This window comes from Streptococcus mitis (assembly GCF_002096925.1).
Lineage (GTDB): Bacteria > Bacillota > Bacilli > Lactobacillales > Streptococcaceae > Streptococcus > Streptococcus mitis_AF.
Genome location: NZ_NCVN01000085.1, coordinates 16,105 through 39,210, shown reverse-complemented (window position 1 = coordinate 39,210; position 23,106 = coordinate 16,105). Strand labels below are relative to the sequence as shown.

Genomic DNA, 23,106 nt, shown 5'->3' with positions numbered 1-23,106 from the left:
CTGAAAGCTACTAAGATTTTAAGAAAAATAAGCAACAACCAAGTACGAGAATAACAAGAATGGTCAGCGTATCCTTTCGAGTCCATTTCAGTTGTCGGTATTGACTTCTGCCTTTTCCCCCCTGATAACCACGCGCTTCCATAGCAATAGCCAAGGAATCCGCACGTTTTAAACTTGTCGCAAAAAGAGGAATCAAAATGGGAATCATAGCCTTCACCTTTTGAACAATACTTCCTTCTCCAAAATCCACTCCACGCGCTTTCTGTGCATTCATAATCCGCGTCGTATCATCCATCAAGGTTGGGACAAAACGCAAACTCATAGACAGCATCAAACCGATTTCATGAACTGGAACTTTCACACGCTTTAAAGGCGCTAACAAAGCTTCGACAGCTGATGCCAAACTTAAGGGCATGGTCGTTAAGGTTAACAAAGTTGAAAAGAAAATAATCAATACAAAGCGACAAAAAATAATTCCAGCTTGTTGCAAAGCATAATCCGTGATTCTCACAAACGAAAACTCAAATAAAACATTCCCATTAGAAATGAAAAATAGTTGAAAAATAGTTGTGAAGGCAATCAAGAAAAACATAGATTTCAAGCCCTGAATAAAGAATGAAAGAGATACTCCTGACAAGGCAATAAATATCCCTGTCGCTATAAAAAGAATTAGATTCGTCAAAGGATTATTAGCCCAAAAAACGATCAAAATCAGTAGCATCATAGCCAGTAATTTACTACGTGGATCCAACCGGTGAACAATCGAATCCCCTGGGATATAACGCCCCAAAATCATACTATCCATTTAGCGACTCCTTGAACTTCTCTATCTTAATCGGTAATCGTTTAAATGACACACCTCTATCAGCCAATCGTTTACAAAATGCTGTAATCTTAGGTACTCCCAGCTGCACTTCTTCCATAAAAACAACATCTTGAAAGACATCACTCGGTTTGCCACCCTTCACTAAACGTCCCTTTTCCATTACATAGACTTGATTCGCATATTCAGCTACATCATCCATCAAATGCGTTACCAAGACGATGGTCATCCCTGACTGGTGGAGTTTTTTGAACAGGGTCATCAACTCTTTTCTCCCCAAGGGATCTAAGCCTGCTGTGGGCTCATCTAAGACTAATATAGCTGGCTCCATGGCAAGTATGCCTGCAATTGCGACACGTCTCATTTGTCCACCTGACAGCTCAAACGGGCTACGATTAAAAAGTGATTCATCAATTCCAACCAGAGCCAGTTTCTCACGCGCAATCTGCTCCGCATCTTCTTCAGAAACTCCAAAATTTTGTGGTCCAAAAGCAACGTCCTTCAAAACTGTTTCTTCAAAGATCTGATTTTCAGCAAACTGAAATACCAAGCCAACCTGTTTTCTAATTTGACGAATATCTTTATTTTTAGAAGTCGAGGTGATTAAGGTATCAAAAACCCGCACACTCCCTTGGCTTGGCACCAATAAACCATCTAATAGTTGTAAAATAGTTGATTTACCACTACCTGTGTGGCCAATTAAGGCCGTATAAGAACCATCTTCAATCGTCAAAGAAACATCTGACAAAGCTGTTGAAGCTAAGGGAGTCCCTTCTTGATACGTAAAACTCACATTTTCTAGAGCAATTCCCATAGTTTATCCTCTAGCTCACTTTCTGTCAAATAATTTTCAGGCAAATCATAGCCATTCTGATTCAAAGAATGTTTTAATTGATTGGCAAAAGGATCGTCTAATCCAATTTGATCTAAATCATTACGAGAGAAAAGTTCTCTTGGACTACTGGTTGATTCAATTTCCCCTTTTTTCATGACCAACACACGATCACTCATGGCAACTTCTTCCAAATCATGTGTAATGGAAATGACCGTCATATCATAGTCTTTTCGAATTCCTTTTACTGTATCAATCAGTTCTCTACGCCCCTCAGGATCCAACATACTCGTTGCTTCATCTAGGATTAAAATAGCTGGTCTTAGGGCTACAACACCTGCAATGGCCACACGTTGCTTTTGGCCACCTGACAGACGAGCTGGCTCTCTCTTTTTAAAGTCCAACATGCCAACCAAATCCAGAGCTTCTTCCACTCTTTTTTTCATTTCTTGACGAGAAAGTCCCTGATTTTCCAAACCAAAGGCAACATCATCTTCAACAGTCGCTCCAACAAATTGATTGTCTGGATTTTGAAAAACCATACCGATTTGACGACGTATATTCCAAACATTTTCCTCAGTCAAACGTTGGCCATCAATTACAATCTCTCCGGATTCTGCTTCCAGTAAACCATCAATTAATCGAACCGTCGTTGATTTACCACTACCATTATGCCCTACAATCGAAAGCCATTCTCCACGTTTCACGTGAAACGTAATATCCTTCACATCGTAGTATTCCTGATTTTCCTTATAACGAAAAGAAAGATTTTTTACATCAATTATTGATTTCATTTCGAACCAAATGTCCCTTTAAATACATAGGCACTACCCTTGAAATAATCATAGCCAGAGTAGATAGTGAAAAACAAGGCTACATAAAGTAGAACTTGACCAAGCAAAGTCCAATGTAATAGCAAGAAAATAATCGCAAACATCTGACTGAAAGTTTTAATTTTTCCAGGCATGGCTGCTGCTAAAACTGTTCCACCAGTTTCAACTAATAAAAGTCTTAAACCTGTCACAGCCAACTCACGACAGATGATCACTGCAACAATCCAAGCTGGAGCCATACCTAACTCAATCAGCATAATAAAAGCAGACATAACTAGTAGCTTATCCGCCATAGGATCTGCAAATTTACCAAAATTACTGACCACATTCCATTTACGAGCTAAATATCCATCTAAGTAGTCTGTGATACTGGCAATAGCAAAGATAATAGCTGCCACAATATGACTCTCTATCGAATTTCCTATCGTTAAAATAAAGATAAAAATAGGTATAAAGAGAATTCGACCTATTGTTAAGAGATTTGGAATTTGTTCTTTTTTCATTCGTTTTTCCTTAATTTTTAGTAAAGGTTACAGTGATTTTTCCAGTCTGAGCTGTTAATTTCGATAAGTCAACAGTCTGATTATCTACTGTTAAAGCGACACCTTTGACAACACCTAAAGTAATGATTACAGAATTTTTAGTTGAAACTGTTGTTTCCGCACTTTTATTATCCGGTGATAAGGTCACACCACCCTCAAGCTCACTTTCTGAAACACTAACCCAACTTCTAGCATCTGAGACTGATAATTGCAATTTTGCAGTTTCCTTGCTCGTTTTATAAGCAACTTCTACTCTATTTCCTTCACCTGATACCGTTATAGCTGGTTCCATATTCGAAGAACTACTGCTTGAAGATGAAGTTACAGAACTAGTCGAGCTTATTGCTTGGACCACACTATAACTAGACGCAGACGAACGCTCCGGTTGAGTCTGGAGATAATTCCAAACATAATAAGTCACAAATATTACAATCGATAGGGCAAAGAGTAAAAAATAAAATAAAGGTAAAAATGATGTCTTATTTTTCTTACTTGAACGTCTCCTACCTGTCAACTCCTCTTCATCAACATCTACTTCCTCATAAGTAATCATGCTCCCAGAATCATAAGCATCCAAGACAATTCGCTCATCAAGTTCAACTGCCCACGCATACTTTCTCAAAAAAGAACGAGTATAAAATGGACTAGGAAGTTGATCAAAATCATCATTTTCCATTGCCTCCAACATATCCAACTGAATTTCTGTTTTTTTATGCAATTCATCTAAACTCAATCCCTGATTGATTCTAGCTAATCGTAAAACCTCACCAATTGTTTTTTTCCTCATACTTGTCATCCCTTCTTTCTAGTGTCTATTATGATAGGTTACTACGATGGGAATATTGTAAAATCAACTATGTCACCATCATCTATTAAATGATGTCCAGCATCAAGGACATCCTCTAAAGTAATTTCCTGTAAAATCTTTGGTAAATCAAAAATTGTCTCACCTTGTCCAAAAGCATCATATTGCGTTGCAATAAATTCAAGAGAGTTCATGCTACTGAAAAATTCTCCAAACATCTCTCTTTTAATAATATCTAAATGATCCTCTGTAATATCTAAATCCTTTGTGAAATTACGAATAGCCTTTTTAAACTGATGGGATAAAGCAACTGGCTCTTTTGTATCCATTGTCAACATAACAAAATGAAAGCGACTTGTTACTTCAACTTCCAGAGATAAGGACGCATCAATTTTACCTGATTCATATAATTTTTGAAAACGATCCGAAGTCCAACCAAACATCATTGCAAACAATAATTTTAATAAAATATGATGTCGATAGCAATCCGCCTCATCAACTTCTCGATTACCTCTAATCCCAATCGCTAGTTTAGGAGAAGACACTTCCATTCTCATACTGTCTGTTTGCTTTACAGCTTGTAAAACAAACTTTTCCCTTGCTACTTCATGAACATCTAAATCTTCCAGTTCTTTTCTTTCAAAATAGTCCTGTACTTGATCCACATCAAAATTACCAACTAAAAACAGAGACATGTTTACAGGTTTGTAAAATCTTGTAAAATTTTCTTGCAAATTAGTTAGATTTATTTGGGAAATGGACTCCTCACTGCCAACTATATCAGTTGCTAAAGGTGTGCCAGGATATAAATTCGCTAAAGTTGAAAAGAATAAACACGAATCTGGATCATCTTGATACATTTCTCGTTCTTGCTGGATAATATCCTGCTCTCTTAAAATCGAAGCTTCAGTAAAGTGTGCTGATGTTACCAATTCATCAAGTAAATCTAAATTTTCTAAAAAATGATCCGTTGCTGAAAAAAGATAGCTTGTTTTTGTAAAGCTTGTAAAGGCATTACTATCTGCACCTAGACTCGTAAAAGCCGACATCAAATCACTAGCATCTTCTCTCTCAAATAATTTATGTTCAAGAAAATGAGCAATTCCCGCAGGATATTCTTTTACATCTCCGTCAACTTCAGTGACAAGCATATCTACCGAACCAAACTGAACAGTGACACTCCCGTAAACCTCTTTAAATTCCTTTTTAGGCAAAAGAGCAACTGTCAATCCGTTGGCCAAACGAGTTCGATAAACCATTTCTTTTACAGCTGGATAGTATTTTTCTTCAAAAACAACCTTTGTCATTCTATTCCTTCCATAAAGTAAATTGCTTGTAATTTCACATTACTAGCTGCTCTACAAATAGCATCTTTGTCAACTTGCTCGAGTTTTGCAATCCAACCTTTAAAGTCTGCTGAAGATTTTCCAAGTAAGGCATTTTGATAAGCACGTTCAATCAATGAAGATTGATTATCTTGAGAAAGCAACAAAGACCGACGAATCATTTCCTTGGTCTGCTCTAGCTCAAGCTCTGTAAAATAACCTTTTTTTAAATCAAGCAGTTGATTATTCATCATTTTTCGAGCCTGATTCCGATTTTCTCGATCAATGCCAGCATACATCCTCAAGAATCCACTAAACAAATCGAGCTGACTTGAAATAGTATAAGCCAATCCAGCATTTTCACGGACATTTGTAAATAGTTTAGAGTGAGCAAATCCACCAAGTAAACCATTCATTACAATCATGGGTAAATATTGCTCATCACCATATTTAGAAGGACAATGATAACCTAATTCCAAAATAGATTGTCCCACATTTTTCCGAACCATACCTTCCTGCAGGATATTGGAATAAGGTTGACAATACTGAACCTTCACATCCCCTTCTCGACCTTTAAAGCCAAATGATTCTAATACATTTTGAATTTCAACCTCATTAAAATCACCTAGGAAAAAGAAATCTATTCGATTATTGGCCAAAAATTCTTGGAAACAAGAATAAGAACTCTGTGGAGTTTCAGCTAAAATACGATTTCGTAAATCACTATATTCCAATTGGAGACGTTCGTCATGAAAAAATATTTTGTCTAATTCTTTATGTGAAAAATAAAAAGAATCATCCATATCAACTGCTAAACTTGCTAGCAATTGTTTTTTCTCAATTTCAAATAAGGCTGGATCAAATCCATTATCAACTACTACGGGGGAAAAAAGAGTTTCTTTTAAAAGTTCCAAAACCTGAGAAGTTAGCACATTTTTCTTACTTAAAAACTCATCACGAACATAGTTAAATGTCAATTCTACAATATGACTTTGCCCTCTTCTGAAACAATTGGTTGACATATCTGTACCATATAGACTGGCCAAATGTTTTCTCAAATCTTGAGCAGTAGGATACATCTGATTAGCAGTCTCTAGCATACTCGCACTCAACATGCGACCTGCAATCGTATCAAGAGATAATGGAGCGGTAAAACGCACGGTGATTTTGTTCGTTTTAAACTTTTTTGATTGGATAAAATGTGTTGAAATTCCATGCACTAACTCCATGATTTACCTCCTTATATACAGACTTCTATTATATCACGAAAACCTGAAATTTTCTTGTTCCCTGTAACAGTTTTGAAATAAAAATCGCTTACATTTCTCCCTGTTTCTCTCACTATTTTTAAGAAAATATGGTATAATACCAAAGATTGAGGTTAATTATGGAATACAAATTATTTGAAGAATTTATTACCCTCCAAGCGCTACTCAAAGAACTTGGAATTACACATAGCGGAGGAGCTATCAAATCCTTTCTCTCTGAACATTCTGTTTACTTTAATGGAGAATTAGAGAGTCGTCGTGGTAAAAAACTTCGTATTGGTGATAAAGTTGACATCCCTGACATGGACATTGACATCTTATTGACACAACCCACTTCTGAGGAGAAAGAAGAATACCAAGCTGATAAAGTTGAAAAAGAACGGATTGCTAAACTTGTAAAGGAGATGAATAAGGGAGTTAAAAAAGACAAATCGAAACCTACTTCAGCACCTAAAAACAAACAAGCTCCGCGATTCCCTGGTAGATAATCATGTGGCTAAAAAACCTATCTCTCAAGACTTTTCGTAACTACAAAGAGACGAAAATAGACTTTAATCCTAAATTGAATGTCTTTTTAGGACGCAATGCACAAGGAAAAACAAATATGCTAGAGGCTATCTATTTTTTAGCCTTAACGCGTAGTCATCGAACTCGAACAGATAAAAATCTCATTCATTTTGATGAAGAACAACTTCATCTTTCAGGTCTTGTTCAGAAAAAAACTGGATCCATTCCCCTAGAAATCGAGCTAACACAAAAAGGTCGTGTGACAAAAGTTAATCATTTAAAACAGGCACGCCTTTCAGATTATGTAGGACACATGAATGTTGTTTTATTTGCTCCTGAAGATTTACAACTAATTAAAGGAGCACCTTCGGTTCGACGGAAATTCATTGATATGGAGCTTGGTCAAATCAAGCCAATCTATTTATCAGATTTAACCAATTATAATCACATCCTAAAACAAAGAAATACTTATCTAAAATCAGCTCAAAAAATAGATGAAACCTTCCTTTCAGTATTGGATGATCAGCTAGTTGATTATGGATGTCGTGTAATGAATCACCGCTTAGATTTCATAAAAAAACTAGAATCATTTGGGCGTAAGAAACATTTTGAACTCTCTAATCAGATTGAAGAGTTGTCAATATCCTATCAATCTTCTGTCAAGATAACTGACAAAGAAGACTTATCCGAATCTTTCAAAATTGCTTTAGAAAAAAGTAGATCCAGAGATTTATTTAAAAAGAACACTGGTGTCGGTCCTCATCGAGATGATATTTCTTTTTATATAAATGGGATGGACGCTAGTTTTGGGAGTCAAGGCCAACATCGTAGTCTCGTCCTTTCTATAAAATTAGCTGAAATCGAGTTAATGGAAAGTATTACTACAGAATCTCCAATATTACTACTTGACGATGTTATGAGCGAACTTGACAATACCAGACAACTAAAATTATTAGAAACGATTTCTCAATCAATCCAAACCTTTATTACAACAACAAGCTTAGACCATCTTCAAAATCTACCAGAAAATCTAAGTGTTTTCGCTATTCAAAATGGTCAAGTTGCTGTAAACTAAAATTGACAATATTGTAAAAGAACTCCTGTTTTCACGGGAGTTCTTTTTATTTCTTTTACATAGAATAATTTGGTGCCTCATTAGTAATTTGTACATCATGAGGGTGGCTTTCTTTCAAACCAGCACCAGACATTTCAATAAATTGAGCATTATCGTGTAGTTCTTTAAGGTTAGCTGCACCACAGTAACCCATACCAGAGCGAATACCACCAATCATTTGGAAGACGATATCAGCTGCCGCTCCTTTATAAGCAACACGACCTTCAATTCCTTCTGGAACAAGTTTATTTGCTTCATTGACAGAACCTTGGAAGTAACGATCGCTTGAACCTTTCTTCATTGCTGCGATTGAACCCATACCACGGTATGTCTTGAATTTACGTCCTTGGAAGATTTCAGTTTCACCTGGAGCTTCATCAGTTCCAGCAAACATTGATCCAAGCATAACTGCATTTCCACCTGCAGCAAGGGCTTTTACAATATCTCCAGAATACTTGATTCCACCGTCAGCAATGATCGTTTTTCCATATTCACGCGCAACGGCTGCAGCATCGTAGATAGCTGTTACTTGCGGAACACCAACACCAGCAATCACACGAGTAGTACAGATAGAACCTGGTCCAATACCAACCTTGACAACGTCTACACCTGCTTCGTAAAGTGCGCGCGCTCCCTCAGCAGTAGCAATATTTCCAGCAATCAAAGTACGATCTGGAAAGTGAGCACGAATCTCAGCAATTTTACGCAAGACACCTGCAGAATGACCATGTGCAGTATCAATAACAATCGCATCCGCTCCTGCTTCAAAAAGAGCCTCTGCACGTTCAAATGTATCTGAAGTAACACCTACTGCACCTGCAACTAGTAGACGACCAAACTCATCTTTAGCAGCATTTGGAAACTCAATAACTTTTTCAATATCTTTGATAGTAATCAAACCAGAAAGACGACCTTCTTCATCTACCAACGGAAGCTTTTCAATACGGTGTTCTTGAAGAATACTCTCAGCTGTTGCAAGATCTGTACCCACAGGAGCAGTAACAAGATTTTCACTGGTCATATGATTTGAGATTGGTTGGTTATAGTCTGAAATAAAACGAAGATCTCGGTTTGTCAAAATACCAACCAATTTACGATTTTCAAGTGTTTCAACAACTGGAACACCACTGATGCGGTAACGACCCATAAGCTCATCTGCTTCAGCAATTGTATGTTCAGGCGTCAAGAAGAACGGATCAATAATAACTCCATTTTCAGAACGTTTTACCTTACGAACCTCCTCTGCTTGTTGAGCAATTGACATGTTTTTATGGATAACTCCGAGACCGCCTGCACGAGCAATAGCAATGGCCATTTGACTCTCTGTAACTGTGTCCATGGCAGCGGTAATAATTGGGATATTTAAAGTCAAATTATCTGCCAATTTAGTTGTTAAATCTGCATCGTTAGGCAACACATGACTTTCAGCTGGAATAAGCAATACATCATCAAAGGTAAAACCTTTTTTCAAAAATTTAGTGTCCCAATTAGACATTCGAAGTTTCCTCTTTTCTTTCTTTTTGAGCTTGACTCTTTTTATATTGTATCTATCATACCATTCTATAAAAATTTGTCAAATGTTACAGGGATAAATAAAAAACTATCTTTTCTTTGAGATAGAAATGATAGTTTCTTGTAAAATAAACTTAGTTAAAGTACTGAAGTCCCATTGCTCCTTTAACCTCAGATAGGGTTTGACCTGCAACTTCACGCGCTCTTTCACTACCTTTTTGAAGCATATTATAAACTTCTCCCATATCCTTAGCAAATTCAATACGGCGCTCACGAATAGGACCAAGTTCACGTTCTAATATTTCAAGTAGGTAACGCTTGGTCTTCACATCACCAAGACCACCTCGTTGATAATGTTCTTTCATGTCAGCAATTTCTTGAGCATCTTCTGGACGACCAAAAACATCTAGATAATGGAAAACCATATTTCCTTCAATTTTACCTGGATCCTCAACGCGGATATGATCTGGATCTGTATACATACTCATTACTTTTTTACGCAAAGTATCCGCATCATCAGCTAAATAAATACCATTATTGAGTGATTTAGACATTTTAGCATTTCCATCTAAACCAGGCAAACGCCCTGCTCTCTCATTTTCTGGATAAATACCTTCCGGTTCCACCAAGACATCACAATTATATGCATTGTTAAAAGAACGAACAATCTCGCGAGTTTGCTCAATCATTGGTTTCTGATCTGTCCCAACAGGAACATAATTGGCCTTGAAAGCTGTGATGTCAGCTGCTTGAGCAATTGGATAGACTAAGAATCCTGTCGGAATACTCTCTCCAAAGCCTTTCTGAGCAATTTCTGTCTTGACTGTTGGATTGCGCTCCAAACGTGCTAATGAAACTAGATTCATATAGTACATAGATAGTTCAGCCAACTCTGGAATCTGGCTTTGAATAAAGATTGTCGATTTACTTGGATCCAATCCAACTGCAAGATAATCCAAAGCCACATTTCCGATAGACTCTACAATTGTTTGAGGGTCTTTAGCATGATCTGTCAAAGCTTGTTGGTCAGCCAAGAACACAAACATATCATACTTATCCTCTTTCTGTAATAATACTCGATTTTTGAGACTTCCAACATAATGTCCAATATGCAATTTTCCTGTTGGACGGTCTCCTGTTAAAATAATGGGTTTAGTCATTTTATTCTCCTTCGATATGGTCCCTTCAATTATAGCATTTTTTTAATGAAATAACCGGAATTTATCAAAATAAATCAGTCTTGCTATTTATGTTTCTGTGTAAAGGGAATTGTAAATATATTTTACACGAAATTGACAGATAAAAATTTGAATATTTCCGTATTTTCTAGTAGAATAAATATATTACACATATAGGAGAAAAACATTGCTTACAGTATCTGATGTTTCACTACGTTTTAGTGATCGCAAACTTTTTGATGATGTCAATATCAAATTTACAGAAGGAAATACTTACGGATTAATTGGTGCTAATGGTGCCGGAAAATCAACCTTTTTAAAAATTTTAGCTGGAGATATCGAACCTACTACTGGTCACATCTCTCTTGGTCCAGATGAACGTCTATCTGTTCTTCGTCAAAATCACTTTGACTATGAAGATGAACGTGCCATTGATGTTGTTATCATGGGAAATGAAAAACTTTATAGCATCATGAAAGAGAAAGATGCCATCTACATGAAGGAAGATTTCTCAGACGAAGATGGAGTGCGTGCTGCCGAACTTGAAGGAGAGTTTGCCGAGCTTGGGGGCTGGGAAGCAGAAAGTGAAGCCTCTCAACTCCTTCAAAACCTAAATATCCCAGAAGAATTGCACTATCAAAATATGAGCGAATTGGCCAACGGTGAAAAAGTAAAGGTTCTCCTCGCCAAAGCACTTTTTGGTAAACCAGATGTTCTTCTTTTGGACGAGCCGACCAATGGTTTGGATATCCAATCAATTACATGGCTAGAAGACTTCTTGATTGATTTTGATAACACCGTTATCGTAGTATCCCACGACCGTCACTTCTTAAACAAGGTATGTACTCACATGGCCGACCTTGACTTCGGAAAAATCAAACTCTATGTCGGAAACTACGACTTCTGGAAGGAATCTTCTGAACTCGCTGCTAAATTGCTAGCAGACCGTAATGCTAAAGCAGAAGAAAAAATTAAGCAATTGCAAGAGTTCGTTGCTCGTTTCTCTGCTAATGCTTCTAAGTCAAGACAGGCAACATCACGTAAGAAAATGCTTGATAAGATTGAGCTAGAAGAGATTGTACCATCTAGTCGTAAATATCCATTTATAAACTTTAAAGCGGAACGTGAGATTGGTAATGATCTCTTGACAGTAGAAAATCTAACTGTAAAGATTGATGGTGAGACTATTTTAGATAATATCAGTTTTATCTTGCGTCCAGGTGATAAGACAGCGCTTATTGGACAGAATGACATCCAAACGACTGCATTAATTCGTGCAATCATGGGAGACATTGACTATGAAGGAATTGTCAAATGGGGAGTGACCACTAGTCAATCTTACCTGCCCAAAGATAACTCAGCTGATTTTGCAGGAGGAGAGTCAATCCTTGACTGGTTGCGTCAATTCGCAAGTAAAGAAGAAGATGACAATACTTTCCTACGTGGCTTCCTCGGTCGTATGCTCTTTTCTGGAGATGAGGTTAACAAACCTGTAAATGTCTTGTCAGGAGGAGAAAAAGTTCGTGTCATGCTTTCAAAACTCATGCTCTTAAAATCAAATGTCCTTGTACTTGATGATCCAACCAATCACTTGGACTTAGAATCTATCTCAAGCTTGAATGATGGATTGAAAAACTTTAAAGAATCAATCATCTTTGCCAGCCATGACCACGAGTTTATTCAAACTCTAGCTAACCATATCATTGTCTTGTCTAAAAATGGCGTCATTGACCGTATCGATGAAACCTATGATGAATTCCTAGAGAATGCAGAAGTACAAGCAAAAGTTAAAGAACTTTGGAAAGACTAAATAAAACTTCAAAACTCAGTTGGGTTAACCAGCTGAGTTTTCTAACATTTTATGAGGTAACATGAAATTATTTTTTAAAACATATTGGACCTATTTTGTTGCTTTCATCATTCCCATAATCATTATGATAGGAGTATATCTATCTCAAGGTATCTACTGGAATAGCGACAACTCTCCTCTATTAGGAGATGGCTTTCATCAATACGTTATTTTTGATATAGCTCTAAGAAATATCCTACATGGAAATAGTAGTCTGTTTTACACCTTTACAAGTGGCCTCGGATTAAATTTCTATGCCCTATCTAGTTATTACTTGGGAAGTTTCCTTTCACCTCTAGTTTACTTTTTTGATCTAACGAATATGCCAGATGCTATCTATCTGACAACTCTCTTAAAATTTGGATTGATTGGACTGTCAACTTACTTTAGTTTAAATAAATTATTTCAATCGATTCCTAAGCCTTTAAAACTAGCTTTATCTACTTCCTATGCTCTGATGAGTTTCACTGTCAGTCAATTAGAGATAAAAACCTGGCTAGATGTTTTTATCTTGATTCCTTTAATTATAACTGGTTTACAGCTACTTATCACTGAAAAGAAATTCCTATTGTACTTTACAAGTCTGTCAATCTTATTTATCCAAAACTATTATTTTGGCTATATGACAGCATTGTTTCTTATTTTCTTGTATCTCTATCAAATTTCTTGGGATTTTAAAACTCGAAAATCATCTGTTCTTGATTTCATAATCACCTCCATTTTAGCTAGTATGGCTAGTTTGATTATGACTCTTCCCACTCTGTTTGATTTACAGACACATGGGGAAAAATTGACTGAAATTACAAAGTTTCAAACTGAAAGTAGCTGGTATCTTGATCTCTTTGCTAAACAATTCATTGGTTCCTTTGACACAACAAAGTATGGGGCCATCCCAATGATTTTTGTTGGACTCCTTCCCTTTATTTTGACCATTTTATTTTTTACTCTGAAATCTATTAAGTTTCACGTGAAACTTATCTATGCAATCTTCTTTACATTTCTAATTGCAAGCTTTTATATTGAAGCTCTTGATTTATTTTGGCAAGGCATGCATACTCCAAACATGTTTTTACATCGCTATGCTTGGATTTTCTCTACCTTGTTAATTTACACAGCAGCAGAAATCTTAAATCGTCTGAAAGAAATTAAAATCTGGAATTTTTTAGTTTCGCTTTTTCTTATAGTAACAGGATTTTTAGCTACCATCTATCTAAAATCGCATTATTCTTTTTTAACAGATTTGAATATCCTACTGACTCTTGAATTTTTAGTTGTCTATTCGCTTTTACTCCTTACAGTTATCAAAAAGTTTATCTCTGTAAATCTATTTGCCATTCTAATCTCTTTATTTATAATAGTTGAAATGAGTTTAAATGCTTCATCTCAAATAGACGGAATTTCTAAGGAATGGGGATTTGCTTCTCGAAGTGCATATAGTAGAGATATCCCAGCTATGGACTCTTTCTCAACATATATTGGAAACCAATTTACTCGTACTGAAAAACTACAAACTCAGACAGGAAATGACAGTATGAAATTCAACTACAATGGAATCTCTCAATTTTCATCTGTTCGAAATCGCTCAGCAAGCTCTACTTTGGATAAACTTGGGTTTAAATCCACTGGGACTAATCTCAATCTCCGCTATGCTAACAATAGTATTTTGGCTGATAGTTTATTTGGTATCCAGTACAATATATCAGACAGTCCTATTGATAAGTATGGATTCCAAGATATCTATCAAAAAGATAATCTTACCCTATATGAAAATCAATACTCTCTTCCGATTGCATTTGCTAGTCAATCTGTTTACAATGATGTCAAGTTCAATGAACATACCTTGGATAATCAGGCCTCATTTTTAAATCAACTTGCTAATGTCAATTTTGATTATTTTTCTCCGATCCCTTATGACAAAACAGAGAATACTGATGATTTAATTACTGTTACAAGTTCTTCAAATGAGGATGCAGCAATCCAGTATCAAATTGAGGTTCCCGAAAACAGTCAAGTTTATCTTTCTATCACAAACCTTCACTTTTCTAATGACAAACAAAAAAAGGTTGACATCCTTGTAAATGGAGAAAAGAAAACTTTTACAACTGATAATGTCTTCTCCTTCTTTAATCTAGGCTATACAAAAGAGAAAAAAACTTTCAATATCAATGTTAGTTTCCCTGGAAATTCACAAGTATCATTTGAATCTCCTACCTTCTATCGTTTAGATACCAAAACTTTCACCGAGGCAATTCAAAAAATTAAAGAACAACCTGTCACAGTATCAACTTCTAAAAACAAGGTCTTTGCTACATATGATATCAAACAAGATACGTCCATTTTCTTCACCATTCCTTATGACAAAGGCTGGTCTGCCTACCAAGATGGTAAGAAAATAGAAATTAAACAAGCTCAAACTGGTTTTATGAAAGTTGATATTCCTAAAGGAAAAGGAACTATTACACTTTCCTTTATTCCCAATGGTTTTATTACTGGATCAATCTGTTCCTTTACTTCACTTTTACTATTTGGAATTTATAATCACAAACGAAAGACATCTAATACATAAAAAAATCGACCAATTGGTCGATTTTTTTAATATTCTTCCATTTTCTTAGGTTGATAGGCTAGCATACCTAAACCAGTAAATAGAGCTAGTATGACAGCTAGGAAAATGGCTTGCTGATGAATATTTCCTGTCATAGAGATTGTTTCTCGTAATCCAGAAACTGAATAACTCATTGGTAACCAGGGATTAATGGCTCTAAAGAAATCATTTGTCAAAGCAAGTGGGTAAGTACCTGCACTTGATGCTAACTGTAATAAAAGCAAGATAAGAGAGAAGAAAGCTCCTATACGGCTATTCCATGTTGTTAAAGCGGTCACCATGGACATGAATACTAAACTTGTTAGGATAATGAGAATAAATGTTCTCATCTCATGATTTGCAGTTAAACCAATAAGATGAACTCCTCCATATACCAAAATTCCTGCTAAAACAGCTATAATACCATTTATTTCAGCTCGAGATTTCAACCAAGCCCAACGGCTCTCCGGATGACGTCCTGAAGGCAACTTCGCAAAGATCATATTCGTTGATATTGCTGCAACAAAAAGAGCAACTGATATCATATAAGGAGCCATTGCAATTCCATTTACAGGAACTTGATCATTGTCTGTTTTTGAAAGACTGAGTGGATTTGACAAAATCTCTGCATTTTGAGATTCCGTTGATGCTGATTTAAGTTGATCTCTAGCATTACTTAATCCTTGTCCCAAAGAAGCAACTCCTATCTGTAAACCTTCCAATCCAGAAGTTAACTTTGTTCCACCTTCTGCAAGTTTACCAGATCCATCTGCCAATTTATTAGCTCCATTCTCTAATTGAGAAGCACCTGAAAGTAACTGACTAGATTTGTCTGCTAATTGACCAGATCCTGATTGTAATTTATCAACTCCTGCCATTAATTCTTGACTCTTTTGATTCAATTGGTTAGAGCCAGTTGATAATTTTTCAATACCAGACACTAATTCTGGAGTTTTTTCAACTAATTGACCAACTCCTGCTGTCAAGTTAGAAGATTTTTGTGTCAAGGTAGTTGAGCCTGAAACTAGTTGATCCAGACTACCTGTCAAGGTGGAATTCTTTTCACTTAGTTGACTTGCGCCTTGAGAAACTTTATCAACACCTGCAGTATATGCATTTACACCCGATGTAATCGACTGACTGGCAGGAACTAATTTGCTAGCAACAGCTCCTTGTATCTCTGTTAATCCACTTGACAATCCTGTCAAAGAAGTAGAAGCAATAGGTAATACTTGATTAGCTTGATTTTTTAAAGTCGAAAGATTAGAAGATTGATTTTGTAAGTTTTCTAAACTTCCTTGTAAACCTTGAACTAAAGCTACAATTGACTGTGCTGATTGAATACTATCAGTCGAATTTTGAGATACAGAAGCACTTATCTCAGCTTGTTGCTCACTTGTCAAAGATTGATAAGCTGCTGTCGATTGAATATTAGCTAATGTAGTCGCTTTATCAGAATGAGCACTTGCTAACATTTGATTAGAAAGAGATACTATACTTGATAAAACAGAATCTAATTGTTTTGTATCTCCAACATCAATATTTTGAATAGCTTGATTTAACTGATTTAGACCAGAAGATAATTGATTAATTTGATCTTTTTGCTCAGACGAAGCATCTAACTTGCTAGAAAGTTGTTGAATTCCTTCACTTAATTGCTCCACCCCCATTCGAAGTGTAGCTGATTGATTAGATAACTGATTAGCACCTGTTGCAAGACTTCCCACTCCATTGGTGTAGGCACTAACACCAGATGAAAATTGATTAAGACCAGCATTGAGCTGAGAAACACCGCCAGTATAGGACTCTACACCAGTATATAGTTGATTGATTCCCCTCACTAATTCAGGACTTTTAGAAGATAATTGACCTAATCCGCTATCTAATTGACTCACTGCACCAGTATATGTAACTAAACCACTATTAAAATTTCCTAAGCCAAGATGAAGTTGTTCAACACCAGAGACATAAGAGGATAATCCTTTAGTAAACTGCTCCGTTCCATTTGAAAATGTTAAACTTGAATCTGCTAAAGAGTGTAGGTTAGTAGTTAATGTTTGACTTCCTGCCACTAACTGATTCGCTCCATCAGTTAGTTTTTCACTACCAGAAACTGCTTGACTCATACCATCCTTTAAATCGACCATCTTGTTAAAGAAAGCTTTAGTATAAGTCTCGGTTACATTGGTAGAAACACTCTGCTTTAATTGTGTCATAGCAGAATCGCTCATCTTGCTGGCAATAAAACTATGGCCACTTGAAGTCTGATAATCGATTTGCATTTGCTCAGGGTGATCCGTTAAAATAGAAGCTGCTTTTTCAGACAAGTCACTTGGCAAAGTGACTACCATATAATAATCACCGTTTTCTAGACCCTTCTTACCTTCTTCTTCATCTACAAAATGAAAATCCAATGATTTATTTTGCTCTAAATTAGACACCATGTCTTTTCCTATAGACATGCTATTACCATTATAAGAGGCATCTTTATCATTATTGACAACTGCCACAGGTAAGTCAGACACTTGACCATATGGATCCCACATTGATGACAAAAATATGATATTGTACAGAGCGGGAATAAGAGAAATCCCTATCATGACAATAATAAAGGTTGGTTTTTTAAAAATTGCTTTCCATTCTTTAAACATAGTTTCTCCTTTTTTAAACATATTGTCTAAAATTTTGATATAATAGATTATACAATAAAAAATCTAAATTACAAGATAAAAAATCCATTTTTAGACATATAGTCTAATTTGTTTACAAGGAGGAAATATGCAAGAAAGTAACAAACGCTTAAAAACAAAGAAAACTATTGAAAATGCTATGGTACAACTACTGATAGAACAACCATTTGATCAAATTTCTACTGTCAAGCTAGCAGAAAAAGCCGGAATTAGTCGTTCCAGCTTCTATACTCACTATAAGGATAAGTATGATATGATTGAGCACTATCAAAGCAAGCTATTCCATACATTTGAATATATTTTTCAAAAACATGCTCATCACAAAAAAGATGCTATTTTAGAAGTATTTGAATATCTAGAGTCAGAACCACTTCTGGCTGCCCTTCTTTCTGAAAATGGGACTAAAGAAATCCAAAATTTCTTACGAAATAAACTTCATATCATGCTCAGTACAGATTTACAAAAGCGATTTATGCAACTGAATCTCAATACCACTGAATTAGAATACAGTAGCATCTATCTAACTCACGCACTTTTTGGTGTCTGCCAAACTTGGATTGCACATGGAAAAAAAGAAAGTCCTCAAGAAATAACAGACTTCCTTATGAAGATGCTTGGTGATACAAATTGATACAAAAAAGGGAACAACACTATGTTCCCTTTTATCTATACTCCGCCAGTAGGACTCGAACCTACGACATCATGATTAACAGTCATGCGCTACTACCAACTGAGCTATGGCGGATAAAATAGTCCGTACGGGATTCGAACCCGTGTTACCGCCGTGAAAAGGCGGTGTCTTAACCCCTTGACCAACGGACCTTCTATCTGTAGCAGATATAACCATTATATCAATTTCTTACTAATTGTCAATCACTTTTGAGATTTTTTCTCTAGAATATCTTTTAATTTTCTAATTTTTAATCTTGAAATAGGACAACGATGGTCTTCATAGAAAACAATTTCTAAATTCTTTCTATCAATTTCTCTGATGTTGCCTATATTTACCAAAAATGACTTATGAGGAGAATAAAATCGCTGAGTATGTTTGTCCTTTTCCTGAATATCTGTCATGGTACCATAAAATTCTTTTGCAAAATTCTTACCAATAATGCGCAATTTATGAGAGACTCCTGTCGTTTCAATATACAGAATGTCATGGTAAGGGATTTTTAAATCATTTCCCTTGTAATTGTAGTCAAAATAATCTACCACATCTTCATTTTCAAGTAACATACTCTTCGTGTAGAAGATATTCTGCTCAATTCTCTTCTTAAATAACTCATCATTGATATCCTTATCAACAAAATCTAAGGCTGATACCTGATATTTATAGGTTAGAGTCGCAAACTCTGATCGACTGGTGATAAAGACGATAATAGCGTAAGGATTGTAATGACGAATGAGCTGAGCCACTTCAAATCCCTTTTTCTCAATTCCATGAATATCAATATCTAGAAAATAAAGCTGGTTTACTTCATCATTTTCGATATATTCCTTAAACTCACGAACTTTTCCCGTTGTCTTGTATGATATTGGAATATTCGATTCTTTCGAAATTTCATCCAATATTCTCTCTAGTCTCACTTGATGTTCAATAACATCTTCTAAAATTAAAACTTTCATTCAAATTCCCTCTTAAATCTAATGATTTGTCTAAATGTACTGCCTTCCATCTCTGTTTCTAAAATAATGTTGTTGTACTTATCCAGTAGTTCTTTCACATTATTTAATCCTACTCCGCGATTTCTTCCCTTAGTAGAGAATCCTAAAGCAAATAGATCTCCTGAAGGAGTCATCGTCATTTTACATGAATTCTGAATCACAATCACTGTTTCAGTTTCCATCTTAATAACTGCTACTTCCATCTGCTTTTTATAACTATCAGCCGATCCTTCGACAGCATTGTTCAATAAAACACTCATAATACGAACTAAATCCAGCAGGTCTATTGGTAGTCTAGTAATTATATCTTTTACTTCCAGTGTAAACTCTACACCGTTATTTCGAGCATAGACAATTGACTGAGCAACCAAACTTCGTAAAGCTGAATCTTCTATGTTGTTCAAATCAAAGTAAGTGTACTTATCTGAGCGCAGTTTGTGATTGGCTTTAACCAAAACTTCGTTGTAAACTCTGTCAATTTCCTGTAAATTACCACTGTCAATTGCCATCTGCATACTGACAAGCATCCCAGCATAATCATGTCGAAAACCACGAATTTCATTATACAAACCGACAATTTCATCTGTGTAGTTTTGTAAATGTTTCTGTTCAAATTTCTTCTGCTTCAAAGCAATCTCTTTCTCCATTTGATCTTTATGTGAATTCATTGCAAAAAAGGTTAAAAGGAGAGAAATAAAGACGATAGATGATAAAATACTTCCAAAACTATTCAAATGTTTAATCGTACTTACCATATCTGAAACGAAAGATACAATATGGAGCAGTAGCAAAGCAAAAAATACTTTTGTCAAGAAAGGATAGAGGTAGTCTTTATCAAAATAGTTTAGATCCAAATGGAAATAATGAATGATTTTTAAGATAACGACATAAGTCAACATCGTTACAAGGAAAAAGAATGGTTCATAATATTGTAAAACAAAATTGTCTCCTGTTAGAGAGGATAAAGTTACGGACAAAAAGTTATGAGTGCTCTCATATAAAAGAGATAGTAGTAAACTTAGGAATAGTCCTCTATCCCTCTCATACTGTTTAATCCATCGAAAATAGGAATATAATACCAAAGGAAATAAAAATTTTACAATCCCTAAGTCATCTAAATGTAGAAGATATGATGGAAAATCAAGTACTATTTCTGTTAGTAATATATAAGCACTAAAAACGTATAGTTCTTTTCTATTTATTTGACCTTTACAAATTAAACGGTAACTGTGACTAATAATTAAAAAATAAACAATAACTAACCCAACTCCAAATAAATTCATTACTCTTTCCCCTTATTTCATTACTTTTTTCGTGGGAAAATAAAATCAAAGCGGATTTTTGGAAGTCTACTTTCCCCACCTTGAATCTCCTGCAAGTCTTTTTCCTTCAAGGCTACAAACTGTTCCAATTTAACTGTGTTTTTCATAATAAAATCTCCTTAAATGTTTTTTTCTTGTAAGCTAACTTACAAAAACTATTATACAAAATGGAATTTCGTTTTAGATAAAATTCTCTCAACTGTCATTTTTTTCTCCCCAAGTGTACTTTTTTAAGAAAAAAGCCGGGAAAATTCCCAGCTTTGCTACTATATTGATCCCAGCAGGATTCGAACCTGCGACCGTTCGCTTAGAAGGCGAATGCTCTATCCAGCTGAGCTATGAGACCTAATATAGCTATTCTACCAAAAATTCAATTGAAAGTCAATTTTCTATTTATGATAGGGCGAGCCCTGCTGTATTGTAAAAGCCCGATAGATTTGTTCAACAAGGACTAGTCTCATTAACTGATGGGGCAAGGTTAAACGGCCAAAACTAACAGAGAGATTGGCTCTCTTTTTTACATCCTGTGCTAATCCCAGACTCCCTCCAATAATAAATGTAAGAGTAGAAAATCCTTTTATAGAAGCTTCTTCTAGCTGCTTACTAAATTCTTCTGAGGAGAAAGTTCTCCCTTCGATAGCCAACACAATCACGAAATCACGGTCACCAACTTTTGATAAAATTCTCTGACCTTCTATTCCTAAAATCTTTTGATTTTCTGATTCACTGGCCCTATCTGGTGTTTTTTCATCTGCTAGCTCAATCATTTCAAGCTTAGCAAATCGAGAAATTCGTTTTAAATACTCTGCAATACCATCTTTCAAATACTTTTCTTTCAGTTTCCCAACTGTTACAACTTTAATTTTCATGACTCTATTCTAACATATTCTCTATTTTTTCACATCTTATTCACAAAACAAAAGGTTAATTTTAGCCGAGAAAACCACAGATTTTTGAAAGTTATCCACAATCTGTGAAAAACTTTTTGTGTTTAAGTTATAATTAAGCTAGTCAGTTTATACTTTCAGTAATTCAAAAATATGGAGGCAAATATGAAACATTTAAAAACATTTTACAAAAAAGGGTTTCAATTATTAGTCGTTATCGTCATTAGCTTTATTAGTGGAGCCTTGGGTAGCTTTTCAATAAACCAACTAACTCAAAAAAGTACTGTAAGTACCTCTAACAACAATAGTACTATTACACAGACTGCCTATAAGAATGAAAATTCAACAACACAGGCTGTTAACAAAGTAAAAGATGCTGTTGTTTCAGTTATTACTTATTCAGCAAACAGACAAAATAGCGTATTTGGTAATGATGATACTGACACAGATTCTCAGCAAATCTCTAGTGAAGGATCTGGGGTTATTTATAAAAAGAATGACAAAGAAGCTTACATCGTCACCAATAATCACGTTATAAATGGCGCCAGCAAAGTAGATATTCGTTTGTCAGATGGAACTAAAGTACCCGGAGAAATTGTCGGAGCGGACACTTTCTCTGATATTGCTGTCGTCAAAATCTCTTCAGAAAAAGTGACAACAGTAGCTGAGTTTGGTGATTCTAGCAAGTTAACCGTAGGAGAAACTGCCATTGCTATTGGTAGCCCATTGGGTTCTGAATATGCAAATACTGTCACTCAGGGTATTGTATCTAGTCTTAATCGAAATGTATCTTTAAAATCTGAAGATGGACAAGCCATTTCTACAAAAGCCATCCAAACTGATACTGCTATTAACCCAGGTAACTCTGGTGGCCCACTAATCAATATTCAAGGACAGGTTATCGGAATTACCTCAAGTAAAATTGCCACAAATGGAGGAACATCTGTAGAAGGCCTTGGTTTCGCAATTCCTGCAAATGATGCTATCAATATTATTGAACAGTTAGAAAAAAACGGAAAAGTGACTCGTCCAGCTTTGGGCATTCAAATGGTCAATCTCTCAAATATTAATACAAGTGATATTAGAAGACTGAATATTCCAAGTAATGTAACATCTGGTGTAGTTGTTCGTTCTGTGCAGAGCAATATGCCTGCCAATGGTCACCTTGAAAAATACGACGTTATTACAAAAGTAGATGACAAAGACATTGCTTCATCAACAGACTTACAAAGTGCTCTTTACAATCATTCTATCGGAGACACCATTAAGATAACTTACTATCGTAACGGTAAAGAAGAAACTACATCTATTAAGCTTGACAAGAGTTCAGGTGATTTAGAATCTTAATTGACATCTATGTAAAGAAAGCT

20 protein-coding genes and 3 tRNA genes are annotated in these 23,106 nt (G+C 35.6%); 6 read left to right on the top strand and 17 right to left on the bottom strand.

Annotation, left to right across the window (positions count from 1 at the left end):
* Nucleotides 1–10: 10 nt before the first annotated feature.
* From B7692_RS09720 to yfmF, 7 genes are read right to left on the bottom strand one after another with little or no spacing between them, the layout of a single operon-like run.
* Nucleotides 11–805, bottom strand: a complete 795-nt coding sequence (locus tag B7692_RS09720) for an energy-coupling factor transporter transmembrane component T family protein (protein WP_084930564.1) — start codon at nucleotides 803–805, stop codon at nucleotides 11–13.
* Nucleotides 798–1,637 (bottom strand): energy-coupling factor transporter ATPase, encoded by an 840-nt coding sequence (locus B7692_RS09715; RefSeq protein WP_084930563.1) that lies wholly within the window; start codon nucleotides 1,635–1,637, stop codon nucleotides 798–800. The genes B7692_RS09720 and B7692_RS09715 overlap by 8 nt, the downstream gene beginning before the upstream one ends.
* The gene (locus B7692_RS09710) at nucleotides 1,622–2,449 is read right to left on the bottom strand and encodes an energy-coupling factor ABC transporter ATP-binding protein (protein ID WP_084930562.1); all 828 of its coding nucleotides are present in this window, start codon (nucleotides 2,447–2,449) and stop codon (nucleotides 1,622–1,624) included. The genes B7692_RS09715 and B7692_RS09710 overlap by 16 nt, the downstream gene beginning before the upstream one ends.
* Nucleotides 2,446–2,991, bottom strand: a complete 546-nt coding sequence (gene pgsA, locus B7692_RS09705) for a CDP-diacylglycerol--glycerol-3-phosphate 3-phosphatidyltransferase (RefSeq protein ID WP_000712127.1) — start codon at nucleotides 2,989–2,991, stop codon at nucleotides 2,446–2,448. The genes B7692_RS09710 and pgsA overlap by 4 nt, the downstream gene beginning before the upstream one ends.
* A gap of 10 nt (nucleotides 2,992–3,001) precedes the next feature.
* A complete protein-coding gene (gene rodZ / locus B7692_RS09700; protein ID WP_045612488.1) occupies nucleotides 3,002–3,817 on the bottom strand; it encodes a cytoskeleton protein RodZ in 816 nt (271 codons plus the stop codon).
* Nucleotides 3,818–3,858: 41 nt separating this feature from the next.
* Nucleotides 3,859–5,142, bottom strand: coding sequence for an EF-P 5-aminopentanol modification-associated protein YfmH (yfmH, locus tag B7692_RS09695; RefSeq protein ID WP_084930561.1), 1,284 nt, complete (start codon nucleotides 5,140–5,142; stop codon nucleotides 3,859–3,861).
* On the bottom strand, nucleotides 5,139–6,389 hold the full coding sequence (yfmF, locus tag B7692_RS09690; RefSeq protein WP_084930560.1) for an EF-P 5-aminopentanol modification-associated protein YfmF: 1,251 nt from the start codon (nucleotides 6,387–6,389) through the stop codon (nucleotides 5,139–5,141). Before yfmF ends, yfmH begins: the two co-directional genes overlap by 4 nt.
* Before the next feature lie 158 nt (nucleotides 6,390–6,547).
* Here yfmF and yaaA point away from each other — a divergent pair, with 158 nt between their 5' ends.
* Both yaaA and recF read left to right on the top strand, forming a co-directional pair.
* The gene (gene yaaA / locus B7692_RS09685) at nucleotides 6,548–6,916 is read left to right on the top strand and encodes a S4 domain-containing protein YaaA (RefSeq protein ID WP_084930559.1); all 369 of its coding nucleotides are present in this window, start codon (nucleotides 6,548–6,550) and stop codon (nucleotides 6,914–6,916) included.
* Between the two features lie 2 nt (nucleotides 6,917–6,918).
* Nucleotides 6,919–8,010, top strand: a complete 1,092-nt coding sequence (gene recF, locus B7692_RS09680) for a DNA replication/repair protein RecF (RefSeq protein ID WP_084930558.1) — start codon at nucleotides 6,919–6,921, stop codon at nucleotides 8,008–8,010.
* A 55-nt stretch (nucleotides 8,011–8,065) separates the two neighbouring features.
* On the opposite strand, the gene guaB is transcribed toward recF, so the two are convergent.
* Nucleotides 8,066–9,544: an IMP dehydrogenase gene (gene guaB / locus B7692_RS09675; RefSeq protein WP_049521113.1), complete on the bottom strand. Its 1,479-nt coding sequence runs from the start codon at nucleotides 9,542–9,544 to the stop codon at nucleotides 8,066–8,068.
* A 151-nt stretch (nucleotides 9,545–9,695) separates the two neighbouring features.
* Entirely contained in the window at nucleotides 9,696–10,721 is a 1,026-nt protein-coding gene (gene trpS / locus B7692_RS09670) for a tryptophan--tRNA ligase (RefSeq protein WP_084930557.1), read from the bottom strand.
* A gap of 205 nt (nucleotides 10,722–10,926) precedes the next feature.
* Between trpS and B7692_RS09665 the strand changes: the two genes are divergently transcribed.
* Nucleotides 10,927–12,549 carry an ATP-binding cassette domain-containing protein gene (locus B7692_RS09665; protein WP_084930556.1) on the top strand — a complete coding sequence of 541 codons (1,623 nt, stop codon included), beginning with the start codon at nucleotides 10,927–10,929 and terminating at the stop codon, nucleotides 12,547–12,549.
* A gap of 61 nt (nucleotides 12,550–12,610) precedes the next feature.
* Entirely contained in the window at nucleotides 12,611–15,154 is a 2,544-nt protein-coding gene (locus B7692_RS09660; protein ID WP_084930555.1) for a YfhO family protein, read from the top strand.
* 26 nt (nucleotides 15,155–15,180) lie between these two features.
* On the opposite strand, the gene B7692_RS09655 is transcribed toward B7692_RS09660, so the two are convergent.
* Complete coding sequence (locus tag B7692_RS09655) at nucleotides 15,181–17,823, bottom strand: YhgE/Pip domain-containing protein (protein ID WP_084930554.1); 2,643 nt, start codon at nucleotides 17,821–17,823, stop codon at nucleotides 15,181–15,183.
* Nucleotides 17,824–17,950: 127 nt separating this feature from the next.
* Between B7692_RS09655 and B7692_RS09650 the strand changes: the two genes are divergently transcribed.
* Entirely contained in the window at nucleotides 17,951–18,493 is a 543-nt protein-coding gene (locus B7692_RS09650) for a TetR/AcrR family transcriptional regulator (protein WP_084865104.1), read from the top strand.
* Nucleotides 18,494–18,533: 40 nt separating this feature from the next.
* Here B7692_RS09650 and B7692_RS09645 read toward each other — a convergent pair.
* From B7692_RS09645 to rlmH, 7 genes are all read right to left on the bottom strand, one after another.
* A tRNA-Asn gene (locus B7692_RS09645) sits at nucleotides 18,534–18,607 on the bottom strand.
* Between the two features lie 5 nt (nucleotides 18,608–18,612).
* A tRNA-Glu gene (locus B7692_RS09640) sits at nucleotides 18,613–18,684 on the bottom strand.
* 51 nt (nucleotides 18,685–18,735) lie between these two features.
* On the bottom strand, nucleotides 18,736–19,488 hold the full coding sequence (gene comE, locus B7692_RS09635; protein ID WP_000866074.1) for a competence system response regulator transcription factor ComE: 753 nt from the start codon (nucleotides 19,486–19,488) through the stop codon (nucleotides 18,736–18,738).
* A complete protein-coding gene (gene comD, locus B7692_RS09630; RefSeq protein ID WP_084930553.1) occupies nucleotides 19,485–20,810 on the bottom strand; it encodes a competence system sensor histidine kinase ComD in 1,326 nt (441 codons plus the stop codon). The genes comE and comD overlap by 4 nt, the downstream gene beginning before the upstream one ends.
* Before the next feature lie 20 nt (nucleotides 20,811–20,830).
* A complete protein-coding gene (gene comC / locus B7692_RS09625) occupies nucleotides 20,831–20,956 on the bottom strand; it encodes a competence-stimulating peptide ComC (protein ID WP_000799685.1) in 126 nt (41 codons plus the stop codon).
* A gap of 165 nt (nucleotides 20,957–21,121) precedes the next feature.
* Nucleotides 21,122–21,195: transfer RNA gene (locus tag B7692_RS09620), tRNA-Arg, on the bottom strand.
* 43 nt (nucleotides 21,196–21,238) lie between these two features.
* Complete coding sequence (gene rlmH, locus B7692_RS09615; RefSeq protein ID WP_000695928.1) at nucleotides 21,239–21,718, bottom strand: 23S rRNA (pseudouridine(1915)-N(3))-methyltransferase RlmH; 480 nt, start codon at nucleotides 21,716–21,718, stop codon at nucleotides 21,239–21,241.
* A 183-nt stretch (nucleotides 21,719–21,901) separates the two neighbouring features.
* Between rlmH and htrA the strand changes: the two genes are divergently transcribed.
* Nucleotides 21,902–23,083: a serine protease HtrA gene (htrA, locus tag B7692_RS09610; protein ID WP_084930552.1), complete on the top strand. Its 1,182-nt coding sequence runs from the start codon at nucleotides 21,902–21,904 to the stop codon at nucleotides 23,081–23,083.
* Nucleotides 23,084–23,106: the final 23 nt, after the last annotated feature.